Origin of the sequence: Petrotoga sp. 9PWA.NaAc.5.4 (assembly GCF_002895485.1) — a bacterium.
Lineage (GTDB): Bacteria > Thermotogota > Thermotogae > Petrotogales > Petrotogaceae > AZRK01.
Map to the genome: position 1 here is coordinate 133,744 of NZ_AZRK01000015.1, position 14,983 is coordinate 148,726.

The 14,983-nt window shown below is 30.5% G+C and carries 16 protein-coding genes and 1 pseudogene; 12 read left to right on the plus strand and 5 right to left on the minus strand.

Features of this window, described 5'->3' with window-relative positions; translation table 11 throughout:
- Position 1: 1 nt before the first annotated feature.
- Genes X924_RS06250 through rsxA form a run of 4 tightly spaced genes read left to right on the plus strand, consistent with a single transcriptional unit; the run spans position 2 to position 2,859 of the window.
- Positions 2-982, plus strand: coding sequence for an RnfABCDGE type electron transport complex subunit D (locus X924_RS06250; RefSeq protein ID WP_121958072.1), 981 nt, complete (start codon positions 2-4; stop codon positions 980-982).
- Entirely contained in the window at positions 975-1,670 is a 696-nt protein-coding gene (locus X924_RS06255; protein ID WP_121958073.1) for an RnfABCDGE type electron transport complex subunit G, read from the plus strand. The genes X924_RS06250 and X924_RS06255 overlap by 8 nt, the downstream gene beginning before the upstream one ends.
- 2 nt (positions 1,671-1,672) lie before the next feature.
- Positions 1,673-2,293 carry an electron transport complex subunit RsxE gene (rsxE, locus tag X924_RS06260; RefSeq protein WP_121958074.1) on the plus strand — a complete coding sequence of 207 codons (621 nt, stop codon included), beginning with the start codon at positions 1,673-1,675 and terminating at the stop codon, positions 2,291-2,293.
- Positions 2,290-2,859, plus strand: coding sequence for an electron transport complex subunit RsxA (rsxA, locus tag X924_RS06265; RefSeq protein WP_121958075.1), 570 nt, complete (start codon positions 2,290-2,292; stop codon positions 2,857-2,859). The genes rsxE and rsxA overlap by 4 nt, the downstream gene beginning before the upstream one ends.
- Positions 2,860-3,085: 226 nt before the next feature.
- Here the strand turns inward: rsxA and X924_RS06270 are convergent, their stop codons facing one another.
- A complete protein-coding gene (locus X924_RS06270; RefSeq protein WP_121958076.1) occupies positions 3,086-5,149 on the minus strand; it encodes a metallophosphoesterase in 2,064 nt (687 codons plus the stop codon).
- Positions 5,150-6,038: 889 nt separating this feature from the next.
- On the opposite strand from X924_RS06270, the gene frr reads away from it, so the two are divergent.
- The 7 genes from frr (at position 6,039) to X924_RS06305 (ending at position 11,537) form a co-directional block, all read left to right on the plus strand.
- Positions 6,039-6,602, plus strand: a complete 564-nt coding sequence (gene frr, locus X924_RS06275) for a ribosome recycling factor (protein WP_121958077.1) — start codon at positions 6,039-6,041, stop codon at positions 6,600-6,602.
- The gene (uppS, locus tag X924_RS06280) at positions 6,603-7,346 is read left to right on the plus strand and encodes a polyprenyl diphosphate synthase (RefSeq protein ID WP_121958078.1); all 744 of its coding nucleotides are present in this window, start codon (positions 6,603-6,605) and stop codon (positions 7,344-7,346) included.
- Positions 7,339-8,184, plus strand: coding sequence for a phosphatidate cytidylyltransferase (locus X924_RS06285; RefSeq protein ID WP_121958079.1), 846 nt, complete (start codon positions 7,339-7,341; stop codon positions 8,182-8,184). Before uppS ends, X924_RS06285 begins: the two co-directional genes overlap by 8 nt.
- A 68-nt stretch (positions 8,185-8,252) precedes the next feature.
- Positions 8,253-8,651: a type II secretion system protein gene (locus X924_RS06290; RefSeq protein WP_121958080.1), complete on the plus strand. Its 399-nt coding sequence runs from the start codon at positions 8,253-8,255 to the stop codon at positions 8,649-8,651.
- 94 nt (positions 8,652-8,745) lie between these two features.
- Positions 8,746-9,750, plus strand: a complete 1,005-nt coding sequence (locus X924_RS06295; protein WP_121958081.1) for an ABC transporter substrate-binding protein — start codon at positions 8,746-8,748, stop codon at positions 9,748-9,750.
- A 12-nt stretch (positions 9,751-9,762) separates the two neighbouring features.
- A complete protein-coding gene (locus tag X924_RS06300; RefSeq protein WP_233186596.1) occupies positions 9,763-10,779 on the plus strand; it encodes an iron ABC transporter permease in 1,017 nt (338 codons plus the stop codon).
- Positions 10,776-11,537, plus strand: coding sequence for an ABC transporter ATP-binding protein (locus X924_RS06305; protein ID WP_121958083.1), 762 nt, complete (start codon positions 10,776-10,778; stop codon positions 11,535-11,537). Before X924_RS06300 ends, X924_RS06305 begins: the two co-directional genes overlap by 4 nt.
- 174 nt (positions 11,538-11,711) lie before the next feature.
- Here the strand turns inward: X924_RS06305 and X924_RS10155 are convergent, their stop codons facing one another.
- A complete protein-coding gene (locus X924_RS10155; RefSeq protein WP_158245333.1) occupies positions 11,712-11,849 on the minus strand; it encodes a hypothetical protein in 138 nt (45 codons plus the stop codon).
- A gap of 262 nt (positions 11,850-12,111) precedes the next feature.
- Complete coding sequence (locus X924_RS06310; RefSeq protein WP_304528441.1) at positions 12,112-12,666, minus strand: ATP-binding protein; 555 nt, start codon at positions 12,664-12,666, stop codon at positions 12,112-12,114.
- Positions 12,667-12,895: 229 nt separating this feature from the next.
- On the opposite strand from X924_RS06310, the pseudogene X924_RS06315 reads away from it, so the two are divergent.
- Positions 12,896-13,174 (plus strand): annotated as a pseudogene (locus tag X924_RS06315) (GNAT family N-acetyltransferase); the annotation flags it as partial.
- 35 nt (positions 13,175-13,209) lie between these two features.
- Here X924_RS06315 and X924_RS06320 read toward each other — a convergent pair.
- A complete protein-coding gene (locus tag X924_RS06320) occupies positions 13,210-13,836 on the minus strand; it encodes a class II aldolase/adducin family protein (protein ID WP_199172652.1) in 627 nt (208 codons plus the stop codon).
- A gap of 212 nt (positions 13,837-14,048) precedes the next feature.
- Positions 14,049-14,792 (minus strand): GntR family transcriptional regulator, encoded by a 744-nt coding sequence (locus X924_RS06325; protein ID WP_158245334.1) that lies wholly within the window; start codon positions 14,790-14,792, stop codon positions 14,049-14,051.
- Positions 14,793-14,983: the final 191 nt, after the last annotated feature.

Here is a 14,983-nt window from a genome sequence, read left to right on the forward strand (position 1 = left end):
GTTGAATCTTAGTCTACAAGCTGCTCCACACTTTAGAACTACTGATACCACACGAAACGTAATGTTGGACGTTTTAATAGCGTTAGTACCGGCCGTAATAGTATCTACCTGGATATTCGGTATTAGAGCGTTAGGTATTATGCTATTTTGTATGTTTTTTGCTGAATTTCTTGAATTTTTTATCGTTCGTGTTCTAAAAAGGCAAAAAGATTTTGTACCCGATTTTTCAGCTTCAGTTACAGGATTACTCTTAGGAATGAACCTTTCTTTAGCAGTTAATTGGTGGCAAATATTATTAGGAATAGGTGTTGCGATAATAATAGCCAAACATGCTTTTGGCGGATTGGGCCAAAACTTTTTTAATCCTGCTTTAGTGGGTAGAGTTTTTATGATTATCTCATTTCCAACTGCAATGACAACATGGTATGTTCCTTTTTACTATAAAAACCCTGACATATTAACAGCAGCCTCTCCTTTATCTCTTTTTTCTGAACAGGGCTTAGAACAAGCTATACAAAATTATAGTTATTGGGATATGTTCCTCGGTAGGATACCAGGTTCAATAGGCGAAGTGAGTGCTTTAGCATTGATAATCGGTTTTGTATATTTACTTGTAAAAGGAAGAATAAAAATAATGATCCCAGTTTTTTATATAGCAACGATTATGATATTTAGTTCTATTTTTTATTTTATAAATCCTTCTACTTTTGGTACTCCCTTGTTTCATTTGTTATCAGGAGGTTTAATCTTAGGAGCTTTATTTATGGCTACAGATATGGTCACTTCTCCAATGACGTTTAAAGGTCAAGCTGTGTTTGGAATTGGAGCCGGAACTTTGACAATGATAATAAGATTTTTCGGTAACTATCCAGAAGGAGTTTCATTTTCTATTCTTATTATGAATGCTTTAGTACCATTAATAGATGATTGGCTTAAACCTCGTATTTATGGCACTCATAAAGGTGGTGCTAAAAATGCGTGATTATATAAAAACTGGTTTTATTTTAGCAGCTTTTATGATTGCATCTGCCCTTTTAGTTTCTGTTGTATATAATTTTGTACAATCCACTATAGAGGCTACTGAATTTAGCAATGTTCTTAAAGCTGTTGAAAAAGTTTTGGAGGATCCTATAACTGGAGAATATTTAATAACTAATATCCCAAAAGACAAAGAAAGTTTAGATTCTAAAATATGGAAAGAAGATCCAAGTGGTGTACTATACTCAACTTCCAAAAGTGCAAAGGTTTATTCCCCTGCTTATAAATTCGTAGAAGGGGATAAAGAAATATACGTGTTGAATATATCTGGAGTTGGATACGGAGGAGACGTAAAAGCAATTGCATCTTTTGTAAAAAATGAAGATGGGATTAAACTAAATAAAATAGAAATCACAGACTATTCTCAAGAAACTCCCGGATTGGGAGCACGAATAGGTGAAGAACAGGTAAAAAGAAGATTTTATCCAATACCCGAACAAGGATTGCTTTCAGGTGTTAAAGTTGATCGCGATGTTGGAGCGAACATACCTCAAAATGCAATCGAAGAATATAAAAACCAAGGAATTATTAAAACAAACGATGTAATGACAGGTTCAACTATTACTTCAAGAGCTGTAACAAATGCTATTAACACTGCAGTTGAATTTCTTAAAACCGAAGGAGTGATTTAAAAATGGCAGACGTAAAAAATTTTACTAACGGCTTAATTAAAAATAATCCCACCTTCGTTCAATTTTTAGGTATGTGTCCTACTTTAGCCACAACAACCAGTGCAATAAATGCTTTAGGAATGGGCATAGCTACCCTTTTAATTTTACTTGTTTCAAACATCGTTATTTCTTTGATAAGAAAAATCGTTCCTAAAAATATAAGAATTCCTATATATATAGTAGTTATTTCTTCGTTCGTTACTGTTATAGATCTATTAATGCATGCTTTTACTTATGACTTATGGCAAACATTGGGAATTTTTATACCGTTAATTGTTGTTAACTGTATCATAATGGGAAGAGCTGAATCCTTTGCTTCTAAAAATAATGTTATCGATTCTATTTTTGATGCTTTAGGAATGGGTTTGGGATTTACAGGTTCTTTATTATTAGTCGGATCGGTAAGAGAACTTTTAGGAAATGGAACCATCTTTGGATTAACCGTATGGAGTGATGCTTTTAAATTGCCTCTTTTTATATTACCACCAGGTGCTTTTATTACGTTGGGATTATTGTTGAGTATGTTCAATTCAATTGGTATAGCAAGAGAAAGTAAGAAGAAAAAGGAAGGTGCTAAAAAATGAATTTAATTTTATTATTCATATCTGCATCCTTAGTTAATAATATAATTCTTTCTCGATTTTTAGGAATATGTCCTTTTTTAGGTGTTTCAAGGAGCAAAAGTTCTGCTATCGGTATGTCCATAGCCGTTATTTTTGTTATGACTATGGCAGGAGTCATAACGTGGTTTCTAAATCAACTGCTTGTTATTATGGGATTAGAATTTTTAAAAACTATTGTGTTTATTTTAATAATCGCTGTATTAGTACAATTCGTAGAATTTTTTATTAGAAAAACTAGCCCTGCACTTTACGAAGCTCTTGGAATATATCTTCCACTAATAACAACCAATTGTGCGATTTTAGGAGTTGCTTTATTAAATACTCAGACAAATTATACTCTTATCGAAACTTTAATAAATTCTTTTGCATCTGGATTGGGGTTTGCTATAGCTTTGATAATATTTTCATCTATCAGAGAGAAAATGCAATTAAACAATATCCCTCGAGCTTTTCAAGGAACGGCTTTAGCTTTAATAACTGCCGGACTGTTGTCAATGTCTTTTATGGGATTTTCAGGGTTAGTATAGATACTTTAGTAATAATAATTTTCATCAAATAAGCTTTTAAATTTATAGTAGATCGCAAGCGAAAGTATTTTTATAAAAATCCAGCTCTAAAACAAAGACAATGTAATAGCTAATAAATATTAGAAGAGACCTGTGCCTCTTCTAATATTTTATATATTTTATAGTTAAAGTAGTACAAATGATTTTTAAGTTCTTAATTTAGAAACCATACATATCTATATTGCTATTATTTTTCATAAACTTTTTCAAAGATATAAAATTCATCTATTATTTGATTTATTTCTTCATATTTTTCAGGAAAAAGAGGGTTTTCAACTTTTGCCACTGCTTTTACTGCTACTTTTATATAATCTTCATATACTTCAAAATGCACGTAATGTAACTTACCAATCTCCTGTTTAACTTGCCAATCTAAAGGAGGCGCTTCGTGGCTTGTATTCAATTTAGCTCCTCCACCACCTGTTGTTATAAACATTATATCGTCTTTGAAATATCTTTCATAAGCATGAATATGCCCATTTATTACTACATCAACTCCATATTCTTTAAAAATAGGGAGCCAATTTTTGGTGTTGTAATGTCCTTCGGACAAATTCTCTTTCATATTTCCATATTCAGTTGCTGTAGTCCAAAAAGGATGATGAAAAATGACAAAAATAAATTTTTTCTCTTGACTATTTCTTAAATCCTTCTCCAACCAATTCAATTGTTCTTTATACAAAGGGGAATCTTCTAAAACATTAGAATCTAAAATTACAAAATGCGAATTCCCATAATCAAAAGAATACCATCTTTTTGAGTAATCTCCTCCTCCTTTAGGCAAGTTAAAGGCCTTATAATATATTGTGTTATTTCTTTCATGATTTCCGAGTGCCAAATAATAAGGAATTTCTGAACTTAAAGGATACGCCGCTTCAAAAAACTTAGACCAACTTTTTTCGGAAGTTCCTTCTTCTGTATGATCCCCTGGCTTTATCACAAAAGCAGGATTGATTTTATCTTTTACAATCCTTTCAACCACATAGGCATGCCTTTCATCATAAATTTGAGTGTCTCCATAACTTACAAAATCAAAACTTTGTATATCTTCATCAACAGGTTTAGTTTGAAACTCTTTTTCTACGGTCTGTAAAATATTCTCAGTATAAGTATCCTCAACGGTTACTACATACAAGTATGTTTTACCGGGTTTTAGCCCAGAAATTCGGATATTATTGTATTCTAAAGGAATTGAACTTTTAAATTCTGAAAATGAATCTGGATTTTCTTTTAAATAAACTTTTATGTTTACCTTAGAGGGAATAAAAGTTCTAAAGTTTATGGTAATACCTTCTTCAGTTTTATTTGTGAGAAAAGGCATAAAATAAAAATAATTTTCTGAAACGTGGGCTCTTAAAACTTTTTCGTTTAAAATACTTACAGGTTCTGTTTGAAGATTACCAAAATCTACTTTTACATCAAAATCTTCGTCTTTAGCCCCCGGAAGATAGAATAAAGCTTCTCCATCTTTATTAACAAACTGTACTGACTTTATTGTTTTAATTTTGTCTTGTAGCACAACCCTTGTCCCTTGTGATGATTTTCCGTTTGATAGTTCAACCTTTACTTTTATTTTTTCGTAGTCAATTTTAAATTTTTCAAAATAAGCTTTTTCAAGATCTGCCACGCTTTTTTCAACAGTTATAATCCTTTTGAATTCTATAGTTTCAAAAGGATGCACATTAATTATTGAAATAGAAGTCGACATTTTATCGTTAGCGATCAATCTCTCAAAGCTGGGATTTTCTGATAAATAATAACCTAAACTTCCATATTCTTGTTGCAAAAAGAACGCATAGTTATCAGATATTTTTGTCTTAAAGAAATATGGGAATGTTTCAGAGTAATTTAATATTTCATTTATTTGAATTCTTTTATTTGAATCCGTTTTGTTTTTTATTTTGGTTTTTATATGTAAGGTTTTATCTTTCAATAGATATTCTGTGTAGATCTCAAAATCAGTACCCTTAGAAACAAAAGAAATTGAATTTTCCGAAATAGTAGAAATTTCGTTTATTAATTGTACTCCTGATATTACAAATTTATGATTGTTTATAAGAGGATATAAATACTCGTTGTTGGAAATGTTATTCACAAAACCTGCATTATCACCTTTTAATTCTATTTGTACACTCATATTTTGATTAGATAAAATGTAATTATTTATCTCAAGCTCAAGAAACTCTGAATTTACCGAGAAGCTAAAAACTAAGAATAAAACAACAATTGTTACACTAAAAATTTTTTTCATTTTTCTTGCCTCCAAGTTATAATAATAAAATTTATATTATGATATAATTTATTTTGAAAAGTTTATTTAGATTTATATATGAATTAAGCTATCCAAGAAAAGGTTTTTATGTTTTTAGTTTTCTTATATTATATCAACTAATTTGACTCATCTTCATATAGATTTTATAAATGAAGATTTTCGAAAATGATTAAAGATTAAGTAAGGACTTTAGAAATAATAATTTTCTGAAAATAAGTTTTTGAATTTAAAATGGGTCCAGGGCGGAGCCCTCCCCCCTCTTTCACTACACGTAGCGAAGAAGTTAAAGAAATTCATAGTTGGTAAGTATTAGATAAGGACTTTAGAAATGATGATTTTTCAGAAAATAAGTTTTTGAATTTAAAATGGGTCCAGAACGGAGCCCTCCCCCCTCTTTCACTACACGTAGCGAAGAAGTTAAAGAAATTCATAGTTGGTAAGTATTAGATAAGGACTTTAGAAATGATGATTTTTCAGAAAATAAGTTTTTTGAATTTAAAATGGGTCCAGAACGGAGCCCTCCTTCCTCTCTTTCGCTACACGTAGCGAAGAATTTAAGAGAACTCATAATTAGTAAAGATTATATAGGGACTTTAGAAATGATAATTTTTCAGAAAATAAGCATTTGAATTTAAAATGGGTTCAGGGCGGAGCCCTTTCCCCCTTCCTTCGGTAAAAATACCGAAAAAGGTAAAGAAATTAGTAATTAGTAAGGATTAGAAGTGGAGAGGTATTTTATAAAAAGTTAAACGCTGAAATATTTATAAAATGTGAAGTTTAGAATTTTTAAAGTGAGTAAAGATTATAAGTGAGGAGATTTTAGAATTTCTAAAGTGATCATAAAGATTAAGCTATAGGAGGTGCAATTATGGCAAAAAAAAGTAGTTATGCAATAGAAGCAGAAGAAAAAATGAAAAAAACTCTCGAACATTTTGAAGAAGAACTGAGAAAAATTAGAACAGGAAGACCAAGTACTGCTATTTTTGAAGACATAAAAGTAGATTATTATGGTGTTCCAACACCTATAAACCAATTAGCTACTTTAAACATAGGTGAAGAAAGAACCGTAATAATTACACCTTGGGACAAAAAAATGTTGGAACCAATAGAAAAAGCTATCAATGCTTCCAATTTCGGTTTTCATGCTATTAACGATGGAAATGTAATTAGAGTAAAGTTTCCCACTCCAACTTTAGAAGAAAGAAAAAAGTTAGTAAAAGTCGTTAAAAGTATGTTAGAAGAAACGAAAGTTGCTCTTAGAAACATTAGAAGAGATGATATTAAGGTTGTTAAAGATCAAAAAAATAACTCTTCTTTAAGTGAAGACGAAGCAAAGAAAATAGAAGAAGAAATTCAAGATGCTCTTAAACAAATGGAAGAAGCAGCAGAAAAAATTTATGAAAGAAAAGAAAAAGAGATAATGGAGTCTTAAATGGATAACATTTCAATTGATTATTCAAAGTTTCCTTCACATGTTGGAATAATAATGGATGGTAACGGAAGATGGGCGATAAAAAATAATAAAGATAGAAATTATGGGCATCTTAAAGGTGCAGAAACAGCTGAGAAGGTTATAGAATGGTCAAAAAATTTTGGCATTAAATACCTTACATTATACACTTTTTCAGAAGAAAATTGGAAAAGACCAAAAGAAGAAATAGAATTTCTTTTTGATCTATTAGTTCGTTATTTTGAAAGTAATTACGTCAAAATGACACAAAATGGCGTAAAAGTTCGATTCTTAGGTAGAATAAATAAACTTCCTCCAAAAGTGTCACAAGCATGCTTAAAAACTGAACAAATGACTCAAGAAGCTAACAACATTAATTTAATAATGGCTATGAATTATAGTGGAAGACAAGAAATAGTAGATGCAGTTAATAAAATAATTAAAGAAGGAAAAAAAGAAATAACTATCAAAGATATTGAGAAAAATCTATATTTACCAGACGTTCCTTATCCAGACTTAATCATAAGAACTGCGGGTGAAAAGAGATTAAGTAATTTTTTGTTGTGGGAATCAGCATATTCTGAGTTTTATTTTACAGATGTTTTATGGCCAGATTTCACATATGAAGAGTATCTGCTTTCCCTTTTAGATTACTCAAAAAGAGAACGACGGTTTGGAGGAATCCCAATTCATAACCCAAACGATGGAGTGACCCCATTTGAATAAAAAAGAACTAATTACAAGAGTTTTATCAGGTATTATTATAGGACCTTTGGTTGTATTTTCATACCTTAGTTATCCAACGCTTTTAGGATTAGTAACCACTATAGTAATGCTATCAGCTTTTGAGTTGATTGAGATGTTCACAAAAGATGTAGATAACAATTTAGTAAAACTTATACTGACATTTATAATAGGTACTTCGAGTTTAATATATGGTTTTGCTTTGGAAGCAGAATATAGAGGAATTTTACCTTTTGAAGCTGAATTAATTTTTTTCTTAGCATTTGCATGTTCTGTTTTTTCCATACTTTTGTTAACTAAAAATACCTCCCAATCAAAAAGATTTATAGAATCTTCTACGTTAGGTTTATTGTATATTTCATTTTTTCTTTCAAATTTTTATTTGATTCATATAAATTATGGTGTGGCTATGTCTATATTAGCTCTAACTTCCGTTTGGGCTTATGATGCAGGAGCATACTTTGTGGGATCAAAATTTGGAAAACATAAATTAGCTCCAGTTTTTTCCCCTAAAAAGAGTTGGGAAGGATTAATAGGGGGAATCTTTTTTACTTTTATTTATATATTAATATTTAGTTTAATTGCAACTTCTTTTGATCTTTTATCAAAGATCACATGGTTACAAACTATAATAATTTCTATTATGGTTGGTTTCTTTGATACCCTTGGGGATCTCGCCGAATCAATAATCAAAAGATACTATAATGTTAAAGACTCTGGTGAGATTTTACCTGGACACGGAGGCATGTTGGATAGAATAGACGGTTTGTTAACAGTTACTCCAATGTGGTACTTTCTTTTAAGAATACTTTGGGTATAATAATATGGTTTTAATGAGTTTTGGGAAAGATTAAAACGAAAACACTTACAAATTCAGGGGGGCATAAAATGAAGGGGAAAAAACTTAAAGAAGGTTTCACCTTAATAGAAGTTTTACTCGTTTTAGGAATTATAGCAATTCTTACAAGCATTGCTGTGCCATCTGTAAAAGGAATTATTAATCAAGCTCAGGCAACAAAAATTGTTACAGATATGAAGAATGTACAAGTAGCTTTAATGAATTATTATATTTATAACAATGACTTTTCAAATTTAAGCATACCCAAATTAATTGATGAAGGATATTTAGATACCGCTCCAGCAAATAATATAGGATTATCAAACGGATCATTAAGAGAAATAAAAATAACATATACAGGGCTTACTATTCCTGCAACTAACTTGCGAAGAATTGATAATTCTATTATGGTTGAAGGGGATAATGCTTATTTAACAGTTTCTTTCTAATTTTATATCTTTTTATATCTTTGTTGTCCTATTCGATTAGAAATGAATATTTTCCAAAGTGAGTATTTTGAATCTATAAGGAGGCTTCAAATCAATGAAAAAGCTTTATATTTCATTCTTCATTAACTCACTTCTAATTCTGTCAACTCTATTTTTTGCAGAATCTATAACTTTAATAGACATGATGGGAAGAGAAATTGAAGTCCCTGCTAAAATTGATAGAATAGTAGCTGCTTACAAACCGGCTACACAATTCATTTTTGCCTTAAATGCTCAAGAAAAGCTTGTTGGTGTAGACGATGGTTCTTTTACAGAAAAGTTATTCATTGCTTTGTATCCAAAGATAACAGAGTTACCAAAAGTAGGTTCAAAAAAGAACGGAATAAACATAGAGACTGTAGCTTCTTTACACCCAGATATAGTTATTCTTTTTCCCCATAATCAAGCTGAAGAAACTGCAGCTATATTAGAAAAAATAAATATTTCTACTATAATTATTAATCCAGAAAGTCTTGAAGAGATTCGAGAAACGAATTTGCTATTGGGCGAAGTTTTAGGCCTTCAGGAAAAATCTAATATTATCGACCAAAAGTTTGAGTATATTTTGAATTTATTAGAAAGAACAAAGTCTTTACCTAAAGAAAAAAGAAAAGTTGTTTATTTCGCAAATTCTGAACTTTTAGATACCGTAGGAAAAGGAATGCTTCAAAACGATCTAATAGAGTGGGCTGGGGGTATTAATCCCGTCGCAGAAAGCAAAAGCGGTTTTGTAAAGATATCTCCCGAACAGCTAATAGCTTGGAATCCTGAAGTAATAGTTACTTCACAGCTTTTTCAAGGAGATATATCTGCTTTATTAAATGAAAAAAAATATCAAGGCATTAAGGCATTTCAAAACAATGAAATATACCGTTTCCCTTCAAAACTTGAACCATGGGATTTCCCAAATCCCTCTTCATATTTAGCCATGCTTTGGTTAGCAATGAAATTATATCCTGACTTATTCACCGACGTCGACTTTATAGAAATAGCAGACGATTTTTACTACACACTATACGGATTGAATTATACCGATCTCTTAAACATTATTGAAAACTAAAAGAGTGAAATGATGAATGTGAAGAACCCAAGAAAAATTTTATGGTTATTAGGTTTTTTATTATTACTTACTTTTATAATGTCTCTTTTTGTTGGAAGATACTCGATATCTTTTACCGAAGTAGCAAATACGATTAAAAATATTCTTTTAAACAACGAAACCGCAAAAAGTAATGATTGGTTAGTTTTTTATCACATTCGTCTGCCACGAATTCTTTTGGTCACAATCGTGGGAGCTGTGTTATCAATCACAGGAGCCACTTATCAAAGTGTTTTTAGAAATCCTTTGGCATCTGCCACCATCTTAGGTGTTTCTGCCGGCTCAGCTTTTGGAGTGGCTTTAGCAATTTTAATTAGTTTTAGTATGTTTGGCACCTATTTATTATCATTTATATTTGGTTTAATAGCAGTTTCATTTACTTTTTTTATCTCTCTTTGGAGTAAGGTAAAAGGTATCACCATTCTTGTCTTAGCTGGAATGGCAGTTAGTTCATTTTTTAATGCATCAGTTTCTTTAATACAATATTTGGCTGATCCTTATGAAAAATTACCAAACATTGTGTTTTGGTTAATGGGAAGTTTTAACAGAGCTGGATGGAGAGAAGTCTATATTGCTGTTATTACTATGATACCAGGATTAGTTATTCTTATTATTCTAAGATGGTATTTGAATGTAATGTCAATGGGTGAAGAAGAAGCCATATCAATGGGAATAAATGTTAATAGAATGCGGATTTTTTTGATAATTGTAAGTACTATCATGGTTGCCCCAACTGTTGCAGTTGCAGGACAAATTAGTTGGATAGGTTTGGTTACCCCACATATTGCAAGATATTTAATAGGTGCAAATCATAGATATATGTTGCCAGCTTCTGGTATATTAGGCTCGATACTTTTATTAATAATGGATAACATTGCACGAACTATAACGACTTCAGAAGTCCCAATAAGTATTGTTACTGCTTTTATAGGAGCCCCATTTTTTGTCTATCTTTTAGTTAAAAAAAGAGAAAGCGGGTGGGATCAATGATAACCGTTCAAAAATTATATTTTTCTTATGAAAAGAATAAAAATATTCTTAAAAATATAAACTTTTCGCTAAACAGGGGAGAACTGTTAGGCCTTTTAGGACCTAATGGTTCGGGAAAAACTACAATTTTAAAATGTTTAAATGGAGTATTAAAACCGAATAACGGAGAAATATACTTGGAAGGCTTTAATATTAAACATTTAAAGAATAAAGAGATAGCAAAGCTTATAAGCATGGTCCCCCAAGAACATACATCAGTGTTTTCATATTTAGTAATAGATATTGTAGCAATGGGAGTTACACCATATTTATCATTTGGAAGCATGCCAACAAAATCAGATTATAAAAAAGCACTCAGTATTTTAGAATTTTTCCAAATTCACCATTTCGCAGAAAAGAATTACAACCAATTAAGCGGAGGGGAAAAACAAATGGTGTTGATTGCGAGAGCTTTAATGCAAAATACAGATTACTTGATTATGGATGAACCAACATCTAATTTAGATTTTAAAAATCAACACCTTTTGATGAAAGAATTAAAAAAATTAAGCATGAGAGGGAAAGGGATCATAACCGCATTGCATGACCCAAATTTAGCTCTGAGATTTTGCGATAGAATAATAATGATAAAAAACGGTGAAATAATCTCCAGTGGCGAAAAAGAAAAAGTAATGAATGCAAAAAATTTGCAAATGTTATACGATGCAGATATTTCAATCAACAACACGAATAATAGAAGCACAATATACCTTAATTGAACGGTTATTTTAGCTCTTTTAAAAGTATCGAACCCTTCTTCAACTTATCACTTGTTTAAATATGAATTGTCAAACCTTCAATCCCTTCTTCTGCACCAAGAATTGTTTCTGTTAATGTAGGATGAGGATGTATAGAATCTGCTAGCTGATCAACACTCATTCCATATCTAACAGCTAAAACACCTCATAATCACCCCTCATAATACTTTTCACTGTCCTTCTATCATTCCCATACATCCTTGCTAATTCAGAAAAATTTGACTTCATTCCCATCACCTTTATTATTTCTAACTGCTTTTTTAATTCTTTCATCTTTGGTATCCTTCTCCTCCTTTTCTTTCTATTTCTACTCACTTTAGAAATTCCAAAATCCTTATTATATATATGTTTTAGAATTAATTTTTTTACAAAATACCTCCTCAATTCTAATCCTTATTAATTCCTAATTTTTTTAACTTTTTCGCTATGTGTAGCGAAAGAGAGGGGAGAGGGCTCCGCCCTGGGCCCATTTTAAATTCAAAACCTTATTTTCTGAAGATTATCATTTCTAAAGTCCTTATTTCTATTTCCTCTCCTAAAGAAGGATACCATTTTTATGTTCATTTCTGTACATTTTTATTTGCAACTTTTTATACCTTTTTATTTTATCATTTACAGCTAACACAGGAGAACCAAATATTTCCTGCCAATCAGAAAAAGGTGTATTTGTTATTATTATCGTACTATGTTTTTCGTATCTTTCTGAAATCAATTGAAAAAATAGGTTAGAACTGTCATTATCTATTGGCAAATATCCTATCTCATCTATTACAAGTACTTTGTACTTTGCAAAATGTTTTAGTCTTTTTTGTAGTCTATTTTCTAATATCTCCTGTTTGTTTATTCCTGGCTGAAAAGCAAAGTCAAAATCTTCTACACCTTTCAAAAAAGGAAAGTTTGCTATTCTTACACATGAATACATCGCTCTTTTTTCTTTCGCTTTTATTTCTAAACTACTTAATTCATATAGCGCATCTACAAAACTCTTTTCTCCTTCTTTTACTAAATTCAAATATTTATCTAAATTGTTCTTGATTTCATTAAGATTCAATTCTTCTAAATTGTTTTGAAGTTTTATGTAATTACTCATATTCCCTCCTATTACAAAACATAATCACTCCAAATAGAGATTGGAGAAAAATGAAGGAAATGATAAAATAAAAGTAAGGGATGAGAACATGAAAAATAAAAAGGTTTATTCCAGTGAATTTAATAAGATGTTCGGGAACAATTCAGATACTTATTTTAATTCAAAAACTATTTTTGTGAAAAGTAAGATTTCTTTATTTATTCTCCAATAACAGGGGGACAGGCCGAGTTACATCTGTGAAGAAGAAGGAAAAATAATAGGCACAATTTTATGCGGCGAAGACAGTAGAAGAGGCTATCTCTACCATCTCGCTGTTGATAAAGATTACAGAAGAAAAGGAATAGGAACGAAACTGGTAAACTTGGTTTTTGATAATCTAAAGAAAAAAGACATAATAAAATGCCACCTTTTTGTTTATTATGAAAACGAATTGGGTAAAACATTTTGCGAAAAAACTGGTTGGTACAAGCGCGATGAATTACTAATCTATTCTAAGGATATAAAATAAATATAAAGGTAACTTTGGTTTTTATATGTCCATTTCTATTGTCTATAAGAAGAGAGATATTTTTCTCTTAAAATGGAAGAATCTTCTGATGATATTTCAGATATTTTTAAACCACTCTTTAATGCCTCTAAAAAAATTTGAGCAGTTTTTTCGCATATTAACGAAGCTACCAGTGCTTCAGACGAAGTTTCACCAACAGTTATTATTCCATGATTTTTTAGAATGACCGCATTATTGCTTCCTAAAGCGTAAACACTGTTTTCCCCCAATCTCTTTGTCCCTGGCAATGCATATTCCGCAACGTTTATTTTACTTCCTAATAACATAACACTGTCTTCAACTAACGGCGGAATATGATCGACGATCAATGAAACTGCAGTAGAATAAATTGGATGTGTGTGAATCACTACTTTTACATCTGCTCTTGCAGCATATATTTTTAAATGCGTAGGTAACTCCGAAGAAGGATTTTTGCCCGATAAAATATTCCCCTCCAAATCTACTTCAACTATATCGTTCTCTTTCAGGGTATCATAAGGAACACCCGACGGAGTGATGTATATTTTTTCTCCATTTTTAATAGAAACATTACCCCATGTTCCTTTAACAAGTCCGAATTCATTTATTTTTTTAGTAATGTTTAAAATCTCTTCTTTTATCATAGTTTTATATTATCTCCTTCTATTTTTAATCTTTTTGGTGCCTTTATAAATATAAAAAATGCTTTTAATAATTAAACCAAACTTCAGATTTATAAAAATATTCTTCGCTTTCACATCTTTATCTAACGTTTTTGTTTTCCCATTTTTCTAACTTTTATATTTTAAAATGTTATCATTAGCTGCTATAAAAAAATAATTAAAGATAGCTCCTATTAATGAATCCTTTTTCTATTCAAATAAAACTTAAATAAAGCAGCGTTATAATAATCTAATGAATAAATAATAGGCAAACTTGAATAATCATAAACAGTTTGCTTTAATAATAAAAATAAAATATCTTCACTTATTTTCAAATTTTTAGCTTCTTTTTTATCGAAAAAAAACGGCTGAATTTCCGCTAAAGCACCATTTATGGTTATTCCTAAATCCTCTTCAAAATATTTGATCATAGATTCTTTTGGAAAAAATTTTGGTATATTCTCTTTGAAAATTTTTATTGGAACTGAACTTATAGAATACACGGCAAACTCTTTATTCGCGTATCTCTTGCGATAGTAAGTAACAATTTTTTCACCTTCTTTAAGATCTAACTTTTCTTTTATTTCTTTAGTTGGTTCTGTAATTTCTACTTTTATGTATTCGGTGCTTGGTTCATAATTAAGATTTTCGATAACCTCTGTGACACCACCTAAATTTTCCAATCCGCTTTCCATCTTTAATGGCTTTTTTCTTAAAAAAGTTCCCTTTCCTTGCTTTTTACAAACTATGCCTTCTTGAGATAGTTGAGCTATAGCTTCTCTTAACGTTACTCTACTAACATTAAATATATTTACAAAATCTGTTTCTGAAGGGAGCTTTTCTCCTGGTTTTAAATTCTTCTGTTCTATGTATTCTATAATTTTTTCTTTCACTATAACACTTAATGGTGATCTTCTTCTTTCTAAAAAATCTGCCAACTTAATATTCACCTTCTCTAATATTAAAGTTTCCTTGCTTATTATCAATCATATCTTATATCTTAAAGCTTTCAACTAACCCTTTCAACTCTGAAGATATCTCATTCAATTCTTTAGCATCTTCATTTATCCCTATAGCTTGTTCTACTTGGTTGTCTATTATCTTTCTTGACGTTTCTAACTGCTGACTT